Source organism: Flavobacterium sp. UBA7682 (assembly GCF_002482945.1).
Taxonomy (GTDB): domain Bacteria; phylum Bacteroidota; class Bacteroidia; order Flavobacteriales; family Flavobacteriaceae; genus Flavobacterium.
In genome coordinates this window covers 1-22,326 of sequence record NZ_DLGY01000038.1, presented here as the reverse complement: position 1 = coordinate 22,326, position 22,326 = coordinate 1, and the positions used below count along the sequence as shown (strand labels likewise).

The 22,326-nt window shown below is 35.7% G+C and carries 25 protein-coding genes; 17 read left to right on the top strand and 8 right to left on the bottom strand.

All coding sequences use genetic code 11. From position 1 onward, the window contains the following. Positions 1–16 precede the first annotated feature (16 nt). Positions 17–736, bottom strand: a complete 720-nt coding sequence (locus tag B3C16_RS11040) for a LytR/AlgR family response regulator transcription factor (RefSeq protein ID WP_291131627.1) — start codon at positions 734–736, stop codon at positions 17–19. Further along, complete coding sequence (locus tag B3C16_RS11035) at positions 733–1,572, bottom strand: sensor histidine kinase (protein WP_291131625.1); 840 nt, start codon at positions 1,570–1,572, stop codon at positions 733–735. The genes B3C16_RS11040 and B3C16_RS11035 overlap by 4 nt, the downstream gene beginning before the upstream one ends. Before the next feature lie 362 nt (positions 1,573–1,934). On the opposite strand from B3C16_RS11035, the gene B3C16_RS11030 reads away from it, so the two are divergent. The 10 genes from B3C16_RS11030 to B3C16_RS10985 all read left to right on the top strand — a co-directional run bounded on the left by B3C16_RS11030 (position 1,935) and on the right by B3C16_RS10985 (position 9,699). Further along, positions 1,935–2,435, top strand: coding sequence for a DoxX family protein (locus tag B3C16_RS11030; RefSeq protein WP_291131623.1), 501 nt, complete (start codon positions 1,935–1,937; stop codon positions 2,433–2,435). A gap of 187 nt (positions 2,436–2,622) precedes the next feature. Further along, the gene (locus tag B3C16_RS11025; RefSeq protein ID WP_291131621.1) at positions 2,623–3,606 is read left to right on the top strand and encodes a quinone oxidoreductase family protein; all 984 of its coding nucleotides are present in this window, start codon (positions 2,623–2,625) and stop codon (positions 3,604–3,606) included. Positions 3,607–3,685: 79 nt separating this feature from the next. Continuing rightward, complete coding sequence (locus B3C16_RS11020; protein ID WP_291131619.1) at positions 3,686–4,267, top strand: TetR/AcrR family transcriptional regulator; 582 nt, start codon at positions 3,686–3,688, stop codon at positions 4,265–4,267. A 113-nt stretch (positions 4,268–4,380) separates the two neighbouring features. Next, positions 4,381–4,962: a TetR/AcrR family transcriptional regulator gene (locus B3C16_RS11015; RefSeq protein ID WP_291131617.1), complete on the top strand. Its 582-nt coding sequence runs from the start codon at positions 4,381–4,383 to the stop codon at positions 4,960–4,962. 11 nt (positions 4,963–4,973) lie between these two features. Continuing rightward, positions 4,974–5,768 (top strand): haloacid dehalogenase type II, encoded by a 795-nt coding sequence (locus B3C16_RS11010; protein WP_291131615.1) that lies wholly within the window; start codon positions 4,974–4,976, stop codon positions 5,766–5,768. A gap of 55 nt (positions 5,769–5,823) precedes the next feature. Continuing rightward, positions 5,824–6,789 (top strand): alpha/beta fold hydrolase, encoded by a 966-nt coding sequence (locus B3C16_RS11005; protein ID WP_291131613.1) that lies wholly within the window; start codon positions 5,824–5,826, stop codon positions 6,787–6,789. A 71-nt stretch (positions 6,790–6,860) separates the two neighbouring features. Then, positions 6,861–7,727 carry an alpha/beta fold hydrolase gene (locus B3C16_RS11000; protein ID WP_291131611.1) on the top strand — a complete coding sequence of 289 codons (867 nt, stop codon included), beginning with the start codon at positions 6,861–6,863 and terminating at the stop codon, positions 7,725–7,727. A 44-nt stretch (positions 7,728–7,771) separates the two neighbouring features. Beyond that, positions 7,772–8,734, top strand: a complete 963-nt coding sequence (locus tag B3C16_RS10995; protein ID WP_291131609.1) for an alpha/beta fold hydrolase — start codon at positions 7,772–7,774, stop codon at positions 8,732–8,734. A gap of 5 nt (positions 8,735–8,739) precedes the next feature. Then, positions 8,740–9,192, top strand: coding sequence for a DMT family transporter (locus B3C16_RS10990; RefSeq protein WP_291131607.1), 453 nt, complete (start codon positions 8,740–8,742; stop codon positions 9,190–9,192). Between the two features lie 9 nt (positions 9,193–9,201). Beyond that, positions 9,202–9,699 (top strand): DUF1440 domain-containing protein, encoded by a 498-nt coding sequence (locus tag B3C16_RS10985; RefSeq protein ID WP_291131605.1) that lies wholly within the window; start codon positions 9,202–9,204, stop codon positions 9,697–9,699. A 446-nt stretch (positions 9,700–10,145) separates the two neighbouring features. On the opposite strand, the gene B3C16_RS10980 is transcribed toward B3C16_RS10985, so the two are convergent. Then, a complete protein-coding gene (locus B3C16_RS10980; protein WP_291131603.1) occupies positions 10,146–10,274 on the bottom strand; it encodes a hypothetical protein in 129 nt (42 codons plus the stop codon). A gap of 717 nt (positions 10,275–10,991) precedes the next feature. On the opposite strand from B3C16_RS10980, the gene B3C16_RS10975 reads away from it, so the two are divergent. Genes B3C16_RS10975 through B3C16_RS10960 form a run of 4 tightly spaced genes read left to right on the top strand, consistent with a single transcriptional unit; the run spans position 10,992 to position 13,276 of the window. Next, complete coding sequence (locus B3C16_RS10975; protein WP_291131601.1) at positions 10,992–11,411, top strand: DUF6943 family protein; 420 nt, start codon at positions 10,992–10,994, stop codon at positions 11,409–11,411. A 21-nt stretch (positions 11,412–11,432) separates the two neighbouring features. Next, positions 11,433–11,612 (top strand): hypothetical protein, encoded by a 180-nt coding sequence (locus B3C16_RS10970; protein ID WP_291131599.1) that lies wholly within the window; start codon positions 11,433–11,435, stop codon positions 11,610–11,612. Positions 11,613–11,628: 16 nt separating this feature from the next. After that, a complete protein-coding gene (locus B3C16_RS10965) occupies positions 11,629–11,982 on the top strand; it encodes a PcfK-like family protein (protein ID WP_291131597.1) in 354 nt (117 codons plus the stop codon). A gap of 4 nt (positions 11,983–11,986) precedes the next feature. Then, the gene (locus B3C16_RS10960) at positions 11,987–13,276 is read left to right on the top strand and encodes a PcfJ domain-containing protein (RefSeq protein WP_291131595.1); all 1,290 of its coding nucleotides are present in this window, start codon (positions 11,987–11,989) and stop codon (positions 13,274–13,276) included. A 70-nt stretch (positions 13,277–13,346) separates the two neighbouring features. Here the strand turns inward: B3C16_RS10960 and B3C16_RS10955 are convergent, their stop codons facing one another. Genes B3C16_RS10955 through B3C16_RS10935 form a run of 5 tightly spaced genes read right to left on the bottom strand, consistent with a single transcriptional unit; the run spans position 13,347 to position 15,451 of the window. Next, positions 13,347–13,523, bottom strand: coding sequence for a hypothetical protein (locus tag B3C16_RS10955; RefSeq protein ID WP_291131593.1), 177 nt, complete (start codon positions 13,521–13,523; stop codon positions 13,347–13,349). Then, positions 13,510–13,728: a hypothetical protein gene (locus tag B3C16_RS10950; RefSeq protein WP_291131592.1), complete on the bottom strand. Its 219-nt coding sequence runs from the start codon at positions 13,726–13,728 to the stop codon at positions 13,510–13,512. Before B3C16_RS10950 ends, B3C16_RS10955 begins: the two co-directional genes overlap by 14 nt. 10 nt (positions 13,729–13,738) lie before the next feature. Beyond that, on the bottom strand, positions 13,739–14,242 hold the full coding sequence (locus tag B3C16_RS10945; protein WP_291131590.1) for a hypothetical protein: 504 nt from the start codon (positions 14,240–14,242) through the stop codon (positions 13,739–13,741). Between the two features lie 12 nt (positions 14,243–14,254). Beyond that, positions 14,255–14,650, bottom strand: coding sequence for a DUF5675 family protein (locus B3C16_RS10940; RefSeq protein ID WP_291131588.1), 396 nt, complete (start codon positions 14,648–14,650; stop codon positions 14,255–14,257). 39 nt (positions 14,651–14,689) lie between these two features. Further along, complete coding sequence (locus tag B3C16_RS10935) at positions 14,690–15,451, bottom strand: hypothetical protein (RefSeq protein WP_291131586.1); 762 nt, start codon at positions 15,449–15,451, stop codon at positions 14,690–14,692. Positions 15,452–16,679: 1,228 nt separating this feature from the next. Here B3C16_RS10935 and B3C16_RS10925 point away from each other — a divergent pair. From B3C16_RS10925 to B3C16_RS10915, 3 genes are all read left to right on the top strand, one after another. Next, on the top strand, positions 16,680–19,571 hold the full coding sequence (locus B3C16_RS10925) for a hybrid sensor histidine kinase/response regulator transcription factor (RefSeq protein ID WP_291131582.1): 2,892 nt from the start codon (positions 16,680–16,682) through the stop codon (positions 19,569–19,571). A gap of 132 nt (positions 19,572–19,703) precedes the next feature. Next, positions 19,704–19,862: a hypothetical protein gene (locus B3C16_RS10920; protein ID WP_199717154.1), complete on the top strand. Its 159-nt coding sequence runs from the start codon at positions 19,704–19,706 to the stop codon at positions 19,860–19,862. Positions 19,863–19,864: 2 nt separating this feature from the next. Then, positions 19,865–22,132 carry a tail fiber domain-containing protein gene (locus tag B3C16_RS10915; RefSeq protein WP_121313843.1) on the top strand — a complete coding sequence of 756 codons (2,268 nt, stop codon included), beginning with the start codon at positions 19,865–19,867 and terminating at the stop codon, positions 22,130–22,132. Positions 22,133–22,326 lie beyond the last annotated feature (194 nt).

Genomic DNA, 22,326 nt, shown 5'->3' with positions numbered 1-22,326 from the left:
GTTTTGGGAATAATAGTTACCTTCTAATCATTTTATCCTTTATAATCTGCTGCAACACTTTCTCTCTTAAATTCTGGCTTATGGTAATTTTGGTGGTACCGACATCTAATATATTGCCTTCAATACTTACTACCTTTGTCTGGTTAACAATAAAGGACTTATGTACTTTTACAAAAAGCGATGCCGGCAGTTGATTTTCCAAACTTTTAATGGTGATATAAACCATCATTTTCTTTGTTGTTGTATGCAACATTACATAATTAAGCATAGCTTCAGCATAAATTAATTCCTGATAGTATACCTTTTCAATTTGATTGTCACACTTCACAAAAAAATAATTCTCCTCTAAATCAGGTTTACCGGGACTTACGCGCTTCATAGAAGCAACTTCTTTAACTTTTGTACAGGCCCGCACGAATCTGTCAAAGGCAATGGGCTTAACCAAATAGTCCAGCACATCCAAACCATAAGCTTCCACAGCATATTCTGTATAAGCAGTGGTCATGATAACTGCTGCTTCTGTTTTACTGCTTTTTAAAAATTCAATACCCGAAAGTTTGGGCATGTTAACATCCAAAAAAATAACGTCAACAGCATGAGAATCAAGCAGTACTCTCGCTTTCAACGGGTTCTCGGCCTGCCCAACCAATTCAAGAAAATCAATATCTTCAATAAACTCCTCCAAAACCTTTCTGGCAATCGGTTCATCATCTATAATAATACAGTTCAGCTTCATGATAAGTCAATAATTAAATTAGCTACATATTCATTGTTTTCTATACCCCTGGTAAATTTGTATTTCGCAGAATATAATAATTCCAACCTCCTTTTAAGATTAATAATACCAATACCACTTGAATCCGAAGAATTGCTGTAATCAACCGCCGAATCAACTGTGTTCTTAATAGTGGACCGTAAACAACTGTCCGTTAACTGCAATTCTATTAAAATAGAATTTTTTCCTTCCGAAGTAGTACTGACAAACTTAAAAGCGTTTTCAAGCAGTACAACCAATAACAGTGGTGCGATTTTTAACTCTGTCGTAGGTACCGAAATAGCAAGATTCACCTCAAGGTTACTGTCCTTGCGCAATTGTTGAAAAGCAATATAATTTTTTATATAATCAACTTCCTTCTCCAAAGCAATCTTATCGGCGCTGCAATCATACAATTGGTAACGAAGCAGCTCAGAAAATTGCAAAAGTATGTTTCTGGCTGTTTCATTTTTCCGGTCAATATGGCCATAAATCGTGTTTAAGGAATTAAATAGGGCATGTGGATTTATTTGTGCTTTTAAAAAGTCCAACTCATTCTTTGTTTTCTCCGTCTCAAGAAATTCCAATTTTTGCTGATGCTGCATCTTATCAATTAGCATCTTACCAATAGTAATAAGTAAAACCCAAAATAAAATGTACAGAAACGAATTTATATAAAGGCTGGTAAAGTCCAAAACCAAACCAGGATTAAAAAAATAATAGCTCATTTGAACAGCAAGCATAGACCGCAGCCAAGCAGAAAAGGCAGTGATGAACAACGTGACTATAACAAACAAACCATATCGCTTCTTTTGCAAAAACAGCGGAATGGTAAAATAGCTGATAGCATAGTAATCGGCTGTAATGAATAACAAATAGCAAAACTCTACAGTAAGCGTCTTTGTAATGGAAACAGCATAACTATGAAAGGCAAACACCCATAAAGCATAGATAAAGAACCAAAAAAATAAATGGTATTTATAGGAGAACCGTTTCATTCAAATTATTTTTTTCAAAGTTAAATAAACCACTGTATTATGAAATTTTATTACATCAATAGAACTTATTCCATGATAATCGACTACTTAATCCCGTAAAAGAAGTCTTTAATGTAATTGTTTTTATAAACAAACTAAAAAGTAGCAGTTTTGAAAATTATTAATAATTAAAAAACGAAAAAATGAAAAAAAGTATGGATTGGTTTTTAAATCCACCGGTAACAGGACAGTCAAATATTATACTGTTGCGCCTTATGGCCGGAAGCGTATTCTTATGGGAAGGCATCCTTAAATTTGTGTATCCAAACCAAGGAGTAGGCCGATTTACAAAATTAGGTTTCCCTAATCCCGAAACACTGGCTCATTTAATTGCAGTGGGTGAAATTATCGGTGGTCTTCTGCTCTTGTTTGGCCTCCTGACCCGCATTGTTTCATTGTACTTCATTGTACAAATGATTGTAGCTGTACTAACCACTAAAATTGCACTCTACTATGGTACAAGCCCGTTACCAATGCCTCCTGCACCACCTAAAATGGGGATTTGGGCGATCTTCCACGAAATACGTTCCGATTATGCTCAAATTTTAACTTGTCTTTTCCTCCTCCTTGAAGGACCCGGTAGAAGATCGTTAGATTTTATAATTACTTCCAGTAAGAAAGTTTACACTATAAATGAAAAGTAAATTTATTTTGAACCAATCAGTCCATATATAAAAATATATCATACATTTGTGGACTGATTAGTTCATTATTCTTTAGACGTAAAATAACATAACTCAAAAAGATTCTACAGCGGAGTCTTTTTTTTTAGATATTATTTTGGACTGTTTAGTCCATTATTAATAAAGTAACATTTAAACAAATATATTTATGAAAGCAATTCAATTAACAGGATTCAACGGAGTGGAAAGTTTACTACAAATAGACCTCCCAACGCCAAAACCATTAACTGACGAAGTACTGATTAAAGTGCAAGCAGCAGGAATTAACTATGCCGAAGTAGAGCAAATTCATGGCAATTATTTAACCTTTGGCAAAGAAATACCATTTGTAATGGGTTTCGAAGTAGCTGGTGAAGTAGCCGAAATCGGTTCAGAAGTGACTCATTTAGCCGTTGGAGACAAAGTAACTGGTTTTTCAATAAGCGGAGGCTTTGCCGAATACAGTACGGCCAAAGCTGACACACTTATTCCAATACCGAATGGATTAACCTTTGGTCAGGCCACCACAATTCCGATACAAGGCATGACAGCCTATACTATGCTAAAGTATTTAGTAGTTCCTAATGCTCCCGAAAGCATTCTTATACAAGCCGCTGCTGGTGGCGTCGGGCTTTATTTGGTCCAGTTGGCAAAACACTTCGGCATAAAAAACATTATTGCCCTCGCCAGCTCCGACGATAAATTAGAGCTTATAAAATCATTAGGTGCCCATGTGGTAATAAATTATTCCGCTTCAGATTGGGTCGAAAAAGTCAAAGAAGCAACCTCCGGAAAAGGGGTTGATGTAGTGTTGCAAATGCTCTTGGGCAGTATTGGTGAAGAAAGTTTTAAACTAGTGGCACCTAATGGCAAAATTGTGCTATTTGGTTCAAAAAATTATAACGACACTATAACAACAGAACAAGTCCGCCAATTAATATGGTCAAATCAAACCTTGGCCGGTTTTGCCTACCCTGCCCTGCCAATTGAAAAAATTACGGAAAGCTTACCCGAATTTCTTGAATTAGTAAGCACAGGCAAAATTAAAATCTTTGCCGATCACAATTTTCAACTTGAGGAAGCAAAAGAGGCCTTTGTTGCACTGGCATCAAGAAAGACTATTGGTAAAGTATATTTTTCTTTTCCAAATTAAATAGGGTCTAACAGGACTGATTGTTCCACAATTTAGTATTTTTACCGCAGTGCCTTAACACTGCGGTAATTATTAAAATATGGCAAGAATTAGAGAATTTAACACCGACGAAGCTTTAGACAAAGTAATGGTTCTTTTCTGGGACAAAGGATTTAATGGGGTATCCACCCAGGAAATCATTGATGAATTAAACATAAGCAAGTCTAGCATGTACGGTGCCTTTGGTGATAAAATGGAATTATTTGTTGCTTGCCTTAACAGGTACCAGCATAAAATTCTTAACCAATTAACCAACCAGCTCACACACACCAATTCCGTTAAATCTCAAATTAAAAAAGTACTAACCGGAGTATACACAGAGGCATTGGCTGATAAAAGTCAAAAGGGCTGCTTTATCGTTAATAGCAGTATTGAATTAGCACCTCACGACGAAAAAATTGCCCGTATAGTATCTGAACATCGTGCAAAAGTGGAAACCATTTTTGAACAGGCCATATCAGCAGGTATAAATAATGGCCAAATAACAAATGAAAAAAATGCAAAGCAAATTAGCAGTTTGTTGTGTAATACGTTAAACGGCATCTACGTTGATTCAAAATACATACGAAATAAAAAGTCTTTTGAAAATGTTGTAAACTCAGTAATGATGGTCCTTGACTAGCTCAGAGAAAGAGGAGATTCTTAACCAATTATTTAATTTAACTTTTTTTTATAATTTAATTTTTGACCGAACAGTATAGTATTAATATATTTGCCCCACTAAAGAAACTTAATATGGCAGGTAGACCTAAAATATTTAATGAAGAAGAAGTGCTGGGTAAAGCTATTAATATCTTTTGGAATAACGGATATGAAGCAACAAGTACAGAATCACTGGTAACAGGGATGGAACTTAACAGAGGAAGCTTATACCATACATTTGGAAGCAAAAAGGAATTGTTTGCTAAGTCAATTGACCTTTTTGCCAATAATTCCACTAAAGCTATTGAACAATTAATTCACGACAGTGTTAACCCGGTAGAAGGCATTAAAAAATTCTTTATGTCTTTGGCTTCATCTAGTATGGAAGAACATAATAAGGGTTGCTTTATGTGTAATACCATTGCTGAACTTAATAATATAGATCAGGAACTAACGTCAAAAGCCTCCGGAAATTTAAAAAAACTGGAAAATGTCTTTCTAAAATATATCGAAGTGGCTAAAAATAACAAGCAATTAACAACCAAAGAGGACTCAAAAGTTTTGGCGCGATACCTGTTAAATCTCTGGAACGGTATCAACATAACAAGACGTATCTACAAAGATAAAAACGAACTGGAACCATTAATCAAATTGCAGTTAGCAGTACTATATTAATTTCAGGAAGGTTGAAAGAACTAAAAAAAATAATAGCCGATAATCAGGTCACAAGAAGGCACTTTATTTCAACTTCTTTGTTGGCGATGACCGCAACAGCAATGTCACCTCTTTTTATGAATGCACAATACAAACAAACTAAATTTAAAGCCATTGCTTTCGATGGTTTTGTAATATTCGACCCAAGACCGGTCCAGACGCTGTTAACCGAATTGTTAGCCGAAAAAGGTGCAGAATTTGGAACAATTTGGAGAAGTAAGCAGTTCGAGTATACCTGGCTTCGTACAGTTTCCGGAAAATACAAAAACTTTTGGGAAGTTACTGAAGATGCCTTGACATACACCATAAAAAAAACAGGCGTTTCGCTATCTACCGACAATAAGCAACAACTAATGCAAAAGTTTTTGGAGCTAAATGTATGGCCTGAAGCAATTCAAGGGCTCAAAGAATTAAAACAACAAGGATATAGGTTAGCGTTCCTTTCTAATTTTACTAAAGAGATGATGCAGGTTAACATCCAAAATAATAAGTTGCAGGAGTATTTTGAATTTCAACTCTCAACGGATTCAGTAACCGCCTTTAAACCAAGTCCTTTAGCATATCAAATGGGAATTAACGCTTTCCATTTAAAAAAAGAAGAAATTTTGTTCGCCGCTTTCGGTGCATGGGATGCAACCGGAGCAAAATCATTCGGATATCCCACCTACTGGGTCAACAGGCAACAAGTTCCCTTAGAAGAGTTAGACGTTACTCCTGATGGTACCGGAACTAACTTTAATGATCTTATGAATTTTTTAAAAGGATAACAACCTTTTTTTATCCAATATTTGACCAATCAGTATAGAATTAAATAAATAATAAATGAGAAGAATAATTATAACAATGGTAGCATTGGCAAGCTTAACAACAATGCACGGCCAATCAAAAAAGGCCACACAAATGAAAGTAGAACTAAATAACAAAAAAACAATGACAGTATTTTACAAAACCATAAAAATAGATGGTTTAGAGGTATTCTATAGAGAAGCTGGTGATACTAAAAAACCAACAATCGTATTTTTACATGGCTTTCCTTCTTCCTCACACATGTATCGAGACATTATGAATGACTTAGCAGCAAACTACCACGTACTGGCTCCTGATTATCCGGGCTTCGGATATTCAAGTGCTCCATCACTAGCTGATTACGAATACACTTTCGATAAACTGTCCCACACAATTGACCACTTTATTGATGCCTTGCAATTAAAAAAAATTAGCCTGTATTTACAAGACTATGGAGGACCGGTAGGATTTAGAATTGCGGCAAGAAGACCTCAATTAATCCAATCTTTAATTATCCAAAATGCCAATGCCTACAAAGAAGGTTTAGGGGCGGCGGTACAACCATTGGTATCGTATTTTGAACATCAAAATACCGAAACTGAAAAGGAAGCAAGAAACATCTTAACTACAACAAAATGGCAATATACGGATGGTGCAGAAGACCTGTCAAAAGTTAGCCCTGACAGTTATATAAGTGACCAATACTTTTTAGACCGAAAAGGAAATGACGAGGTGCAATTAGCCTTTTTCAGAAGTTATGGTAGCAATGTGGCATTATACGATAGTTGGCATACGTATTTCAGAAAATACCAACCACCGGTTTTAGTGGTATGGGGCAAAAATGATCAAATATTTATTGCACCGGGCGCAGAAGCTTATAAAAAGGATATAAAAGATGTCGAAGTGCACTTACTCAACGGAGGTCACTTTCTACTGGAAGAACACCATCAAGAAGTGGCGCTATTGATTGATAGTTTCCTTTCAAAAAGAATAAAGAACTAGTTTTTTTCTTTAATTTTTGACTAATCAGTATAGTATTGCCTAAATAGAAATCAGAATTAAACAAATTAAAAATGACAGTAAATTTTAAAACAATTAAGATTAATCACGTAGAAATCTTCTACAGAGAATCGGGAGATTTGGATAAACCGGTAATACTCTTACTCCATGGTTTTCCATCAACATCATTTATGTTTCGGGACTTAATAAATGATCTTTCAGAAAAATACAGAGTAATTGCGCCTGACTATCCAGGTTATGGCCAAAGTACTGCAGTATCACCAAACGAATTCAATTACACCTTTGAAAACCTTTCAAATTATATAGAACAATTTATAGATGCACTTGGCCTAAAAAAGTTAAGTCTGTATATGCACGCTTACGGAGGGCCTATTGGGCTTAGAATTGCAAAAAAAAGACCTGAGTTAATTCAGTCCTTGATAATTCAAAATGCCAATGCCTATCTCGAGGGCATCGGAGAAGCACTAAGTCCCTTAGTTGCTTATGTTAAAAATCAAACACCGGATACGGAAAAGGGTGCAAGAGGATTTTTAGAGTATGATGCAACAAAATGGCAATACTACCACGGCGTCAAAGACACAACTAAAGTAAGTCCCGACAGCATAGTTATCGATCAGTACTATTTAACTCGTCCCGGCAACGATGAAATTCAATTAGCACTCTTCAGAGACTATGGTTCTAACCTTGAAAAATATGAAGAGTGGCAAGAGTACTTTCAAAAGAAACAACCACCAACTTTAATTCTTTGGGGGAAAAATGACGAATTGTTTATCCCGCAAGGAGCAAAAGCTTATCGCAAGCACCTACCGGAGGCAAAAATATATTTTATCAATAGTGGTCATTTTATCTTGGAAGAATACCATGAGTATGCTGCCCAATTAATAGACAAATTTCTAACCAATCTAATTGGGGAGATATAAAAAGTAAAACAACAAGAGTGAGTATTAATTATAAATAAAAAAGAATGAAAAAAATCGTATTAATCGCCTTAATGGTAAATGCCGTAACCGGATTTAGCCAAGGCAAAACATCAAATTCGTTAAACCCAAAAATTAAAACAAAAATGACAAACACAGTGAATTTTAAAACAGTAAAAGTCGATGGATTAGATATTTTCTATCGCGAAGCAGGAGACAAAAACAAACCTGTATTAGTATTATTACATGGCTTCCCGTCCTCCTCGCACATGTACCGTGATTTAATCAATGACTTGTCTGGTAAGTACCACGTAATTGCACCCGACCTTCCTGGTTTTGGTCAAAGTAGTGCTCCGGCAATTACCCAGTACACCTACACATTCGATAATCTTTCTGTAACAGTAGAACATTTCATCGAAACCATTGGTTTGAAAAAATTTAATTTATACATGCAGGACTATGGTGGGCCGGTAGGATTAAGAATAGCAACAAGAAAACCGGAATGGATTCAATCACTTATCATTCAAAACGCTAATGCTTATAATGAAGGGCTTGGTGAAGCTTTAGGCCCTTTAGTAGCTTACATTCAAAACCCAAATATGGAAACTGAAAAAGCAGCCAGAGGTTTCTTATCAATTGATGCAACAAAATGGCAATATACAGATGGTGTAGAAGATATTACAAAAGTAAGCCCTGACAGCTATACCATCGACCAAGCTTACCTTGACCGTAAAGGTAATGATGCTATTCAATTGGCTTTATTCAGAGACTATGGCACTAACTTACCGCTGTACGACCATTGGCATTCCTACTTCAAAAAACTTCAGCCGCCAACACTTGTTATTTGGGGTAAAAATGACAAGTTGTTTGTTGCAGCAGGGGCCGAAGCCTACAAAAAAGATTTACCAAACGCAGAAGTGCATTTACTAAATGGTGGACATTTCCTTTTAGAGGAGCATCACACCGAAGCAGCAAAGCTTATCGATACGTTTATCACAAAACTTAAATAAGCACAATGAAAATGAATGACATCATTTACACCCTGTTACCTATATTGGTTGGAACCTGTCTCCCCATGCTGGCAATAACCAATGGTAATTTGGGAAAATCGTTCGGTAGCCCTTTTACCGCAACGTTCGGTGTCTTCTTGGTGGCACTGGCCGGTATTACAATCGTAATACTGGCTGGTAAAGCCCCAATACCAACAGTAGCCCAAATTGGCAGCACAAAATGGTGGTATTGGATTGGAGGACTAATAGTAGTATTAAACATTGTAACCTTCACCGTTTCCCCGGCTAAAATTGGAGTCGGCAATATGATAGTACTATTCGTAGCATCACAACTAATCTCTTCAACAGTTTTCGAACATTACGGCTTAGTTGGTGTAGTGCAACATACGATTAATTGGCAAAGAATAGCCGGAATAATTTTATTGGTTGCAGGCGTTTTTCTAATCAAAAAATTTTAAAGTGTAACTATGAATAATAAATACAAAACAAATAATAGTAATCATAAACGAACCAAGGTAGAAACCATACTATGGGCAGGTTTCTTAGGCGGTACGCTAGATGCTTTAGCAGGTATAACAGTATATTGGCTCATTCTAGGCAGAATGAACATCATACAAGTCCTGCAGTGGATAGCAAGTGGTGTGTTTGGCAAACAAGCTTTTAATGGTGGCCTGGCAATGGCACTAGTTGGTAATATACTTCATTACACTATAGCCTATGCAGTTACAATCGCCTACTTTTTTGCAGCATCTTACTTACCCCAACTAAGAAAAAATTCAACCATAATAGGGCTTTTATTCGGATTACTAATTTGGATCATAATGAATATAGTAATACTTCCGTTATCGAATGTCCCTCCAATGCCCTTTGAACCGTTGGTAGCCGCTATGGGTATTAGTTGGCACATGCTTTTAGTTGGCTTACCAATAGTCAGAATTATAAATAAATATTTCGACAACCAGTAACGATATCATGAAAGTTAGCATCTGGGTAACTAACTGCAAAATAAAATACCCTTCCCTTCGAGCCCCCCGCTCCTAAAAAAATTACCGTCACAGTTATTGATACAATAACACGTACACTCCGTGACTTGCGCCGGTAATTTTTTCTCCCAAGCTTCTTTACATAATGTGGCGTTATAGTTCATAAAGAAACACCCTGCATCTAATCAAGTCAGGTCATGAGCTATAACAACATTATGTAAAAAAGCCGCGCACCCAACGCGCTCGTCGGCGGTTCAACGGCAACTTTTTTAATAGCCCAGAAGGGTTTGTCATCCTGAGCGCAGTCGAAGGACAGCTATTAAAAAAACCACCACTTCACCGCCGCCATAAACAACGTTAGCCTTTTCAATAGAAGTTATGCGGTTATTTGTATATCTATAAACTTTTACGTTAACTGTCTTTATCAGCTAACCGTTTAAATCGGTAGTGTTTTCATTGCTTTTATAAGTGCCGTATATCTTCTTTACATCTGAACTACTGAACACTATCCACTGAATACTGAACACTACTCTCGGCACCCATAAAACCAAAACCATGCAAGCGTATCATTGTTTTATTTACTCATAACCTCTGAATAAATTACTTTCACGATAGCAGATGCCTTCACGTTTTCAAATAACTATTTTTCTAAACACTGAACACTGACCACTCTTCTCATGGCATCAACTATCCATAAAAGCAATCACAAAGCACCCGTTTAGCAAATAAAAAATGATACCCTTGCCAGAACTCCCGCTAACAGAAAATAGGAAGTATTTGCATTGCTTTTATAAGTGCCTTCCCGATTACTTTACAACACACTTAATGAACACTGCCACCTGAGGACTGAACACTATCTCCGGCACCCATAAAACCAAACCTATGAAAGAGTATAAAATCCGTGCCGGTATTTTATACCCTTTCCGACACGACCGCTTTTCGATTGAGGTATGACATTCTAACAATAAATAGACTTGGAATTCAAAATAAAAAAATAAAAAAAAGAGAGCAAAGGTAAGTTCCGGGTATTCAAAAAAGCAAGTTCAAGCCCTTCGGGTTTTGAAAAAAATCTCCACCCATGCCTTTTCACAATAACTTCAATTTACAACATAAAATCACCGTTTCTATAGAACGACTCGGGTAGTATTTTTTTCAAAAAACTGTCTTTTTTGAAACCCTCCACTTTAACGACCGGCTTTCTTTTTTCTCTTTTTTTCTTTTGAAAAATTTTGTGTGTGAAGCATAGCGGAGCACTAAACCTTAAATCCGAAGCCATGAAGAACTATTTTATTAAGACCCACAAAAAAGACACATTGTATGACAAACCACATCTGTTTATTCTGAGCAAAGGACTCAACAGCGGAAAGCCCTCAAAAGAGCAGTTTACCAATAGCTATGTGCTCATTTTCGAAAATGACGATGACTGCGAAAATATCTTTTGGATAACCTATAGTCTTTGGCAATCCAAATTTTGGCACCGAAACCTAGTCGGTTCTGTAATCCCATTTTTGAGAATATCAGATTTCATAAAAGAGTTCTCGGCAAAAGCAGATGAAATGCTACACGATTTCGAGCAGCACAAAAAAGATGTGTATGCACTCCGACTATTAGAATTGCAGGAAAAACAATTCCATCAGAACATCAACCTTATCAATGACTTGCGAAGAGTTATTCTACATCGCTATTGCAAATAATCAACCCTTAAAATAAGCCATATGACACTATTTATCCTCTACCAAACCGACAATTGGAAAATGAAATCATCAAGAGTCTTTTTTGGTGTTTTCGATTGCAGAAAAAAAGCTTTGGATTGTGCAAAATACCACAATCTATATGCACACAATTCAAAAGTAGTAATTGAAGAAGTTACCCTAAACCAATGTTCAGAACATTAACCAAATAGTATAAGCCATGGAAGAAACTACAGAACCATTCAAAGAAGCAATTTTAAACCATTTGCAAGAATTAGCAAGCAACGATGCATTGTTTGCCAAAACATTTAGTAAGCCCTACAAAAATATTGATGACTGCACCACATACATTCTCAACGAAGTAAAGAAAAGCCAAAGAAACGGCTTCGCAGATGAAGAAATTTTCAATATGGCAATTCACTATTACGATGAAGAAACCGTTGAAATAGGCAAACCATTATCAGCCAAAGTAGTAGTCAATCGCTCTATTGCTTCAACAACTCGAGCTAATGACACTCCAAAATCAACAACTAAAAAAGGTGATGCAAATCAAACTTCATTATTCAAACTCTAACACTATGAAACCAAAAACTGCGCTCGAAATTAAAATTGTTGAGTTGAGCAAAAACCTTCCTCAAGTTACTCAGCAACAAAATGAACTAGCATTTGCAAAATGCTTTGATAACTACGCAGTTCAGTCAAGAAAAAACCTCTTTTGTCTTGAATGTGGTCACAATTGGAAAGTTGCTGACACCAAGAAACTAAAAAAAATTACTTGCGAAAAATGCTCTAAAAGATTGCTAGTAACTGATAAATATAACAACGGTTTAAAAGAAACAGATTACTACCAGATAATTACAACGGCTGATAAATTTCAGATTGTTAGAATGATTTGCATCACCAAAACAATGAGAAAGAATTGTCAATGTTTTCATTTTGCTCATGAAGTGATGCAGATATTTATAGATGAATCCGGAAAAACCCGAACGATGTCTAAAAATGTAATGGGTTTGTCCCAATACTTTGACCAATGGATTATCAGCAGTGAACTATCTCTTAAAATAAATGACAACAATAGCCGATTTTATTTAAGACCAAGTTTCGTTCAACCAAACAAAAAAGTATTGCCAGTGGTAAAACGAAATGGCTTTAATGGTAAATTCTATGGTATAGCACCTCAAATTCTGTTTAAAGCAATTCTATCCGACAGCATTGCTGAAACCCTATTAAAAACCAAACAACACAATATGCTATATTATCATATCAGAAATACTAGCTTAAAGCCAACAGGAATCTATTGGAATGCAATAAAAATCTGCATCAGAAACAGCTACAATATTAGTGATGCAAAATTTTGGATAGACTACATCGATTTGCTTCAGCATTTTATGAAAGACATCAGAAGCCCAAAATATGTTTGTCCCTTAGATTTAAAAAAGGCACACGATAAATTGATGGCTAAAAAGGTAAAAGAAATTTGGAAAAATACTGTTGAGGAAAACAAAAAGCAAATTGGCAAAAACCAAAGACATTACTTCAAAGCTAAAAAGCAATTCTTCGGATTAGTGTTTACTGAAAAAAACATTTCAATAAATGTAATTGAAACCATAAAGGAATTTTTGGAAGAGGGCTGTATTCATAATCATTGCGTGTTCACAAATGAATACTACAAAAAGCAAAATTCACTAATCCTTTCAGCAAAAGTAAATGGTGTTCACGCAGAAACAATTCAAATTTCTCTTGAAAATCTTGAGATTCTTCAATCGCGGGGCAGAGGTAATAAGGCAACTAGGTATAACAAAGAGATTATTAAGCTAGTCAGCAAAAATCTTCCCCAAATAAGGGCAAGGATGAAAACAGCTTGTTAACAAAAAAAGCCAGGTCTTACGACTTGGCTTTCATTTTGTTTAACCCAAGGGTCACCACAACAAGGTTAAACTATTTTTTGTGCTTCTTAATAATACTTTTGAGTACGAGTGATATTGTGAAACTAACAACCGCTCCTAAAGAAGCTAATACAATAGTTTTCAAAATATCTGCCGATTGAATATTTGGAATAATACTCAAAAATGTTCCTCCGGCTGTACCCACTAAAGTATGGCTATTTGTTTGCATTGCTTTCTATTGTTGTTAATTGACTCACTGCCGATGCAACACCACCAGCAATAACCAAATAGCCACCAACGGAAGTTACCAAAACCGGCAAAGCAATCGGCGCTGCCAATATAGTTCCACCAATAGCCGCCAAAACCAAACCAACATTTCGAAGCACCTTAAAAAATTTCGGAGTGGGAGCTTGCGCTCTTTTAACAAGTTTCATGATCGATGTTTTATTCAGGAATATAAATCAAGCAGCAGCCGTCAAATATGCAACCGCCGCCTGCAGAGTTTCTACCTCCAATATCAAATGCGAATGGTTCACCACCAGTACTTCTACCGCCAATATCAAATAGTAGTCCTGTATCTCCATCATATAAATCGGAATTCACTATATGTCCAGGATCGCCTGAAGTACTTCTGCCGCCAATATCTGAATTGTCCAAATCGTCGGGAAAACCTGTCTGTCCAATATCGTTTGATGTGCCTTTTCCTCCTGGTCCGCCAATTTCATCAAAATAGGCAAACATACATTGGGTTTCAACATTCAAATTTGTTACAGGCATTGGTTCAGGTCTTTGTTTACCACCGATATCCTGTAAGGCTCCAACATCTGGTGTTTTACTTCCACCAATTGTCGTCGTCTGAGTTGGTTGCGCATAGCTAATAAATGTTCCTAGAACGGCAATTAAAAGAAACAATCCTTGTTTCAGTATATTTAAAAAATTTGTTTTCATGATAATAAAAATTTAAGATTTGATAATGATTAAAACTCTTTGCTTTTCATCCAAAGCTTTATAAACAATTGTTCTCAGCTTGGTAAAAGCTTTTCGGGACATTAAACCTAAACCGGCTCCCGAAATCTTTGTGACCGGTGCGATACATCCATTAAGTTCTTTCATGGCTTTATTGGCTGGGTGAAACAGAATAAAACTTCTGCTTTTTACTTCAATGACTTCCAAATGCCATTTAAACTTTCTACTGTAGCGCTTTCTAATAAAATATTTCCCTTCAGGAATGCAGGAAACCTTCGTTTCGTTATTCTTCCAAGGCAATTCAATAGTATTGCAGATGAATTTGCCCTCGCATTCGAGTTTGCCATTAGTTCCTTCAGGGAAATAAGTTCTGGTAAGGACTAAAACCATTTTTTACCGTTTTTGTCAGACTGAGCTTGTCGAAGTCCATTACACACCGCTGTCAACTTTAACAAGAGATAATGGGTTGAAAGCTCCATTTTTAAGTGGATACATTTGCCCATTAACTTCTTGGTAAAATTCAATTCCTAAAGCAAGGAATAACGGTTTAGTACTCGCAGCGGTAACCTGATTGGTTTGTGCAATCGCTACTGTTGCAACAGCATCCCATGGTAAAATAGCCGTCTCTGAATGTTGCTCAATAAAGGTTTCTGCCTCAAAGTCAATTTCCGCACCGGCAGAAATGATCTTGTAATGTGTAGTCCCACTTGGTGCCGCAATCATGTTAACAGGAACAAACGGTGGAATATCCACTGTAATTTCACCACTAACGCGGTCTATAGCACTGGTGTATGGAGCATAAAGACTAGTTCCAAGCTTACCTCTGATATTGAACTCAAAGCCCAACAGTAATTCGGCTTCACCGTCAATCACATTTCGCAGTCCTCTTTCACTAACCAAGTCAGCTTGAATAACCTTAATCATTTCTTTGGTAAGTCGACTTACCATTCTGCCATCAGCAGAATTCAATAGCAAAGCTCTCAACGCAGTTCTAAGCAATTTTCCGGACTTCCCAGCCCTTCCAAATTCAGAACCGTTTTCTCGAGTCCTTTGAAACGCAGGATCGTTTTCAATCCTACTTTTTTCGATACCTCCTTTCTCGCGAGCAAGATGCCCGTCTTGCGAGGTTTTGTAAAAGGTAATACCGCCGATAGTACCTTTTAGTTTAATTATGCCTTTCTGTCTAGCCATAATTTTTTACAATTTTTGATTAATACTCATTTTCACAATTCACTTTCATTTCGATAATCGTTGCAACTAAATCTCAATGATTTGATCAAAGATTCAGACATTAAAAAGACATTTCAAACACCCGACTTACTAAAGCAATTAAAAGCATACATAATCGACTATTTTCGCATACTACAATTTTGAAAATTTGCATAGCTTTGCTATAGGAACTAGGCTATTCAAAGCCTAGTCAAAAACATAGATAAAGTATTAAACAAGTAAAAGAGTGATACCAGGCAGCACAAGGGTATGTATATATCCAAAAGACGTGCAGCGCATCATGGGAAAAGAATATGCTCAAGCAAGATTATATTTATTGAAGATAAAAAAGCATCTAAATAAAGAACCCCATCAGTTAATCTCTATTGAGGAATTCTGCGAGTATACAGGACTTAAAATTGAGCATGTAGTGCGTTGCATAGTTGGATAATAATTGAACAGTTAAAAAGACTGCTAAATCTCCAAAATCTATCGAAACTAGTTCAATAAATAGTATGATTTAAAGTTGCTAAAGTTTGCTTAATATTATCAAATTCATTAAATTTACATCATACGATTTGATTAAATTTGAATAGTTCTTAGAGGTGGTAAAATCGGTTACCCAGCAAAAGGAAGCCTCTCAGACAGCAATAAAATAAAGGTATAGAGAATAGGGTTCAACACTCCCCGACTCCACACCAAGCGCGGTTTAGCGTATTAAAATGGAAAAATCAGACAAGTTCGCTTGATCTGATTTTTCCATTTTTAATACGGCGGTCTTGAAAAGACCGAAAATTGCATTTGCAATTTTGGAATAACAGAGTTGGGCTAAGCCACTCTCCCCGACTCCACAAAAAAAACGCTTCAATTGATTGAGGCGTTTTTTATTTTACTACGTCAGTTCGCTTCGCTCGGGTTAGGAGCAGACCTTCTTTGCTTCTCTTCACTTGTCTTCCCGCTATCGTTACAATCTTTTTATTGTTTTGTCACCCTTAACTTGTTGAAGGACTTTCCCAAAAAACAATAAAAAGGATTTCCACTCCTATCGGGGCTAAAAAACACTTTCCGATTTCTATCATATAATTAGTCTAAAACAGTACAAAAAAACAAGTTATAGTTTTTATTGTAACTCAAAAATGTTACATCTCTCCTACTCATACTAAATGTTTTTAAGTAAAATTGTATAGATTTACCTAACAAAACTTTTTTTATGCAAAAAGTGTTTTTCCTTCTCTTGTTTGTCGCAAATTTCTCGTTTGGTCAATTCAAAAACGAAATTGACTCTTTAGAATTTGAACTAAAAAAGGCAAAAACTATTGAAGAGAAAATTAAACTTCATGATTTACTCTTTAACCGAAACTTTTTGGATAACATCAAAATCGCCAATTTTCATAAACAGCAACTTTTTGAAATAGGAAAAAAACACAACAACTCACTTGCATTCTATAAGGCATATTATTTATCCGGAGTAACTTCGAGTATTTATTCAAAAAAAAATGGAGCAATACCAAACTTAACAAAAGCCAATCAATATGCTAAAAAATTAGATGATGTTTCTCTAATCTGTGAATCATCAATAAAATTAGCTAACGTATATATTGCTCTAAATGATTTTGATAATGCTCAATTTCATCTAAAAGAAGCCATAAAAATCACGACAAAAAGAAATGCTTTGTTAGAATTATCTAGAGCTTACATGGTTTTAGGAGAATTTTATCAGAGTAGAAAAGCCTATGTTTTAGCATTGAATAGTTATTTAAAAACAGATTCTATACAAGTAAATCACAAATTAGACAAAAATACATTGGGTGAAAATTTAATGCATTTAGGTCAACTTCATCAAGAATTAAAATTATTCAACCAAGCTGAGAAAAACTTTAAAGCGGCTAAAGTTCTGTTCGATGAGACTCAAAATAAAATAGGTCAAATGCATGCAGTTTTTAAACTAGGTGATGTTTATTTTTTAGAAAAAAATTACAAAAATGCACTTTCTAATTACAAAAAGGTTTATAATTTTTATGAAAACAATAGCTTTATTGGAAATTTTTCGGAAGCAAATTTGTCAATTGGTCGGGTTTATATGGAAGAAAAAAAATATAAAAAATCACTTGAATACTTTAACAAATCTTTAGAAATACAACAAGAAGGAAATTATTATCACGGACAAGCAAGAAGTAATATTCATATTGGAGATGTTTATTTTATAGTAGAGGAATTTGATAAATCAAAGAACCATTATTTACGAGCACTTGAATTGGTAAATAAAAACAACTTAAATAGCCTTAAAAGCAACTTATACTTAAAGCTAGCAAAAACCTATGGCAAAACAAAAAACTATGACGAAGCAAATAAATTTTATGTTTTAAACGAAGAAATAAAAGATAGCATTTCTCATTTGAATGAAAATCAAGAAATTTTTGAATTAGAAACCAAGTATCAAACCGAAAATAAGCAAAAACAAATCAAGCTCCTTTCTACTCAAAATGAATTAGCCCAAAAAGAAAAATACATTTACATTGGTTTACTCGGCTTATTAGCCTTAATTGGAGGAAGTTTGTTCTACAGTTACCGAAATAAAATCAAAACGGCACAAAAACTCAAAGAGTTAAACGAATTGAAATCACGTTTTTTTGCCAATATTTCACACGAGTTTCGAACGCCTTTAACACTGATTAAAAGTCCGGTGCAAAGTTTGCAAAGCGAAATTTCAGATGAAAATCAGAAAAGCAAATTGCATTTAATCGACACCAATTCAACCCGAATGCTAGAATTAGTTGATCAACTACTTGAACTTTCAAAAATTGATGGTGGCAATTTAAAACTCATCTTAAAAGAAGGCAATATCAGTTCGTTTCTGCTTTCAATCATGGAACCGTTCAATTTTCAGGCAAAAGAAAACCATATCAATTTCTCCTCTTCGATTGAAAAAACAACTGAAAACAGCTTATTCGATAAAGATGTAATCGAAAAAATTGTAACCAATTTGGTAACGAATGCTTTTAAATATAAAGCTCCAAATGAAGCGATAGCCTTTGGTTCATCGGTTACAAATTCCACTTTAAAATTGGTAGTTTCTAATTCCGGAAGCGATATTAAAAAGGAAGATTTACCCAAACTTTTTGAACGATTTTATCAAAAAAATGAAGACAATCAAGGCGTCGGAATTGGTCTAGCACTAGTCAAAGAATTAGTTGATTTGTGTAAAGGAACTATTGAAGCAACTGTCAGCAATGGTGAATTGTCTTTTGCAGTCAATATACCTTTATTGCAAACAAACGATAACGCCATCGTTATTCCTTCGAAAGTTCAGACTGCAAATGTCATCAATTCGAGCATTGCTGAAACAGAACTGCCTATTTTATTAATCGTTGATGACAATGCTGAAATTAGAAATGTATTGAAAGATATTTTCAAAATTAACTACCAAATTATTGAAGCGCAAGATGGTGAAGCAGCCTTAAAATTAGCCAAAAAAGAAATTCCGGATTGTATTATTTCCGATGTAATGATGCCAAAAATAGACGGATTTGAATTTACAAAACAAATCAAAAATAATGAGTTGACATCTTTTATTCCGGTTATTCTATTAACTGCCAAAACCTCAGACGAAGCACATCTTGAAGGTTTAAAAAGTACAGCCGATGCCTTCTTAACCAAACCTTTCAACAACGAAATAGTAAAAGCAACAGTGCTACAACTCATTGAAGAACGCAAAAAACTCCATACACGCTACAGCCAAGAATTGGTTTTACGTCCGGTGGATATTGTTATCAATTCAGTAGAAGAAAAATTCATCGAAAAGCTTCAAGTTATTCTAGAAAAACAACTGTCCAACTCCGACTTTACTGCCGAAGATTTCGCAGCCGAAGTTGGGATGAGCAGAATGCAATTGCATCGAAAACTAAAGTCGCTATTAGGAGTTTCTTCAACCGAATTTTTAAGAAACGAACGATTAAAAGTCAGCACCGAGTTACTCAAAAAAGGCAACGGAAACATTTCAGAAATTGCTTACTCAGTTGGGTTCAACGACGTATCATATTTTTCAAAATGTTTCAAAGAAATGTACCATTGCACGCCAACAGAATACATCGAAAAAAGCTAAATCTTCTCACTTAACCCTCTATTTTATTGACCTGTAAAACCATGTTACATAAATCATAATCCCTGTTACAATAGTCACAGGGATTTTTTTGTGCTTGTCCTAGTTTTACATTAACAAAAAAAAGAGGACTATATGTCAAAGAAAGAAAACATAAAATACGAAGCAAATATCAATCAGTTACTTGACAAGAAAATATACATCAATGTAAACCATCTTGAAAAAGGCGACTATGAATTGAGAGTCATCAACAAAAATAAACTAATCGTTAAAACTACTTTTAAAAAGAAATAGCCATGAAAAAAAATCTAGCACTACTATTGTTACTTCCTTTCGCATCCATAGCCCAAGTAGGAATAAATACAACTGCACCAAAAGCAGCTTTAGATGTAGAATCTACCAATAACGGAATGTTAATTCCTCGTGTTCAACTTACTTCTATTTTAGATGCTACAACCGTTGTAAATCCCAATCTTGGTCCTTTAGAAACTTCTACCTTGGTATACAACATTGCCGCGTCAGGAACCGCTCCGAACAATGTTGTGGCTGGTTTTTACTATTGGAATGGTTCACAATGGGTAACACTTAATGCTAGAGCTGGCTGGACATTAAACGGAAATACAGCTACAACTTCGCCTGCAACTCCTGCAATTTATGGAACATCAACTATTGGAGCAACCGAAAACTTTTTAGGAACAACTGACAATAATGATGTAGTAATTGGAACCGATAATATTGAACGATTTCGTGTAAAACATACCACTGGAAATGTTGGCATAGGAACCGAAACACCAATTAGTAAACTCAATGTTCAAACCATCGACGAAAACAGAGGAATAACTAATAATTTGATTAAAAACTCTGGTTTTGGAATTAGTTCCAACCTTGATAATAACATGACTATAAATAATAACAACCTAGCTTATGGTATTCGAAACTCATTTTTAGGAACTGGAAACGGACTTAAAATTGGTGTTAGAAATATTGCTGCTTTTGGAATTTTAGGTTCTAAAATTGGTTTTGAAAACAACTTTCAAGCATCTGGCAATAGTTTTTTATATGGTTTAAGCAACACTCTGGCGCATACAGGAAGCGATTTAACTTTAGGCGTCTACAATCAAATTACAAATCCGCTAGGTTCAACAGGAACAACACACGGTATTGAAAATAGAATAACCAACAACAGTACTCTTGAAGCAACAGGGGTTTATACTGAAATAAACTCACCCGATGGTGGTTCAGGAGGAACTTTTGGAATGCAAAATTTCATTGGAGGAAGAAAAACAGGAAATAAAATTGGTGTTCGAAATGAAATTACAACTGACGTACCTGGAATTTTAATTGGTGTTAATTCTAGAATTATTTCAAGTCCAGGCGTAGTTTCAGATTTGTGGGGATCTTTAAATGATTTATTTGTTTTTGCAGATTCAGGCGGTTCAGGCACTATTAATAATTTATATGGAAACACGAGTAGATCTTTATACGGTGTTGTTAATTACATCGATAATGGCATAGATGTTACAGATCCTAACAATATAATGGTTGGTACAAGTAACTATTTACGTGGATTAAGCAATGCCAACAAATACGGTACATTAACAACAATAGAAGCTGCAGCTGACGGAACACACTATGGTATCCACTCAACCGTATTAAAACCTGGAGCAAATAATTTTGCTGGTTACTTTCTTGGCAATGTGGGAATTGGTACAGCAACAACCAACACCTACACTTTCCCACCATCACGTGGAACCAACGGTCAAATCATGCAAACCGATGGCGCAGGAAATCTATCTTGGCAAAACCCAGCAACAATAATAGGCAACTCAGCGTGGTCACTAACAGGAAACAGCATCACCGCCGGAACTCATTTTATTGGTTCGACCAATAATGTTGATGTCAGTTTTAGAAGAAGCGGTACAAATATCGGTTATCTAGGTGAATACAATCTTGCCTTCGGAATTGGGGCTTTACAACCTTCAGTTGGAGTTTATAACGTTGCTATTGGTGTCAATGCACTAGCTGCTTTAACTGCTGCCGATCAAAACGTAGCAGTCGGTTGGAATGCTTTATCCAACGTCACCACAGGCGGAAACAATATCGGTATCGGAACTGGTGCAACAGTACCAGTAGCAGCTAACAACAACCAAATCCGAATGGGAAATGTAAATATTGGGTATGCCGGAGTTCAAGTAGCATGGTCAGTAACATCCGATAGCCGATGGAAAGACAATATCAAAACCTCAAATTTAGGATTAGACTTCATCAACAAGTTAAACCCTGTTTACTACACTCGAAAAAACGACGAAACCAAAAAAACTGAATACGGCTTCATCGCCCAAGAACTAGACAAAACCTTAACCGAAGTTGGCGCTACTAACAACGGTATCATCACCAAAGACGATGACGGAATGTTATCTATCCGATACAACGATTTACTCGCTCCAATGGTCAAAGCCATCCAAGAATTAAAAACTGAAAACGATACTTTAAAACAACAAAAAGAAGCCCTTGAAAACCGATTAAAAGCCATTGAAGAAAAATTAAACATCACTAAGTCTTGATTTAGGAGCAGATCAATTGTGCTTTCTTTCTCTTCTGCTCCCGCTATCCGCGCTACACGGTAGCCAGCTCCTATCGGGGCTAAAAACACAAATACTTTTCTATCATAAAAAAACACCCGCTCTATTCTAGAACGGGTGTTTTTAATTTCCAATATTTTATTCGCCTATCGTTTCAACGAGAAGTGCGCTTTAAA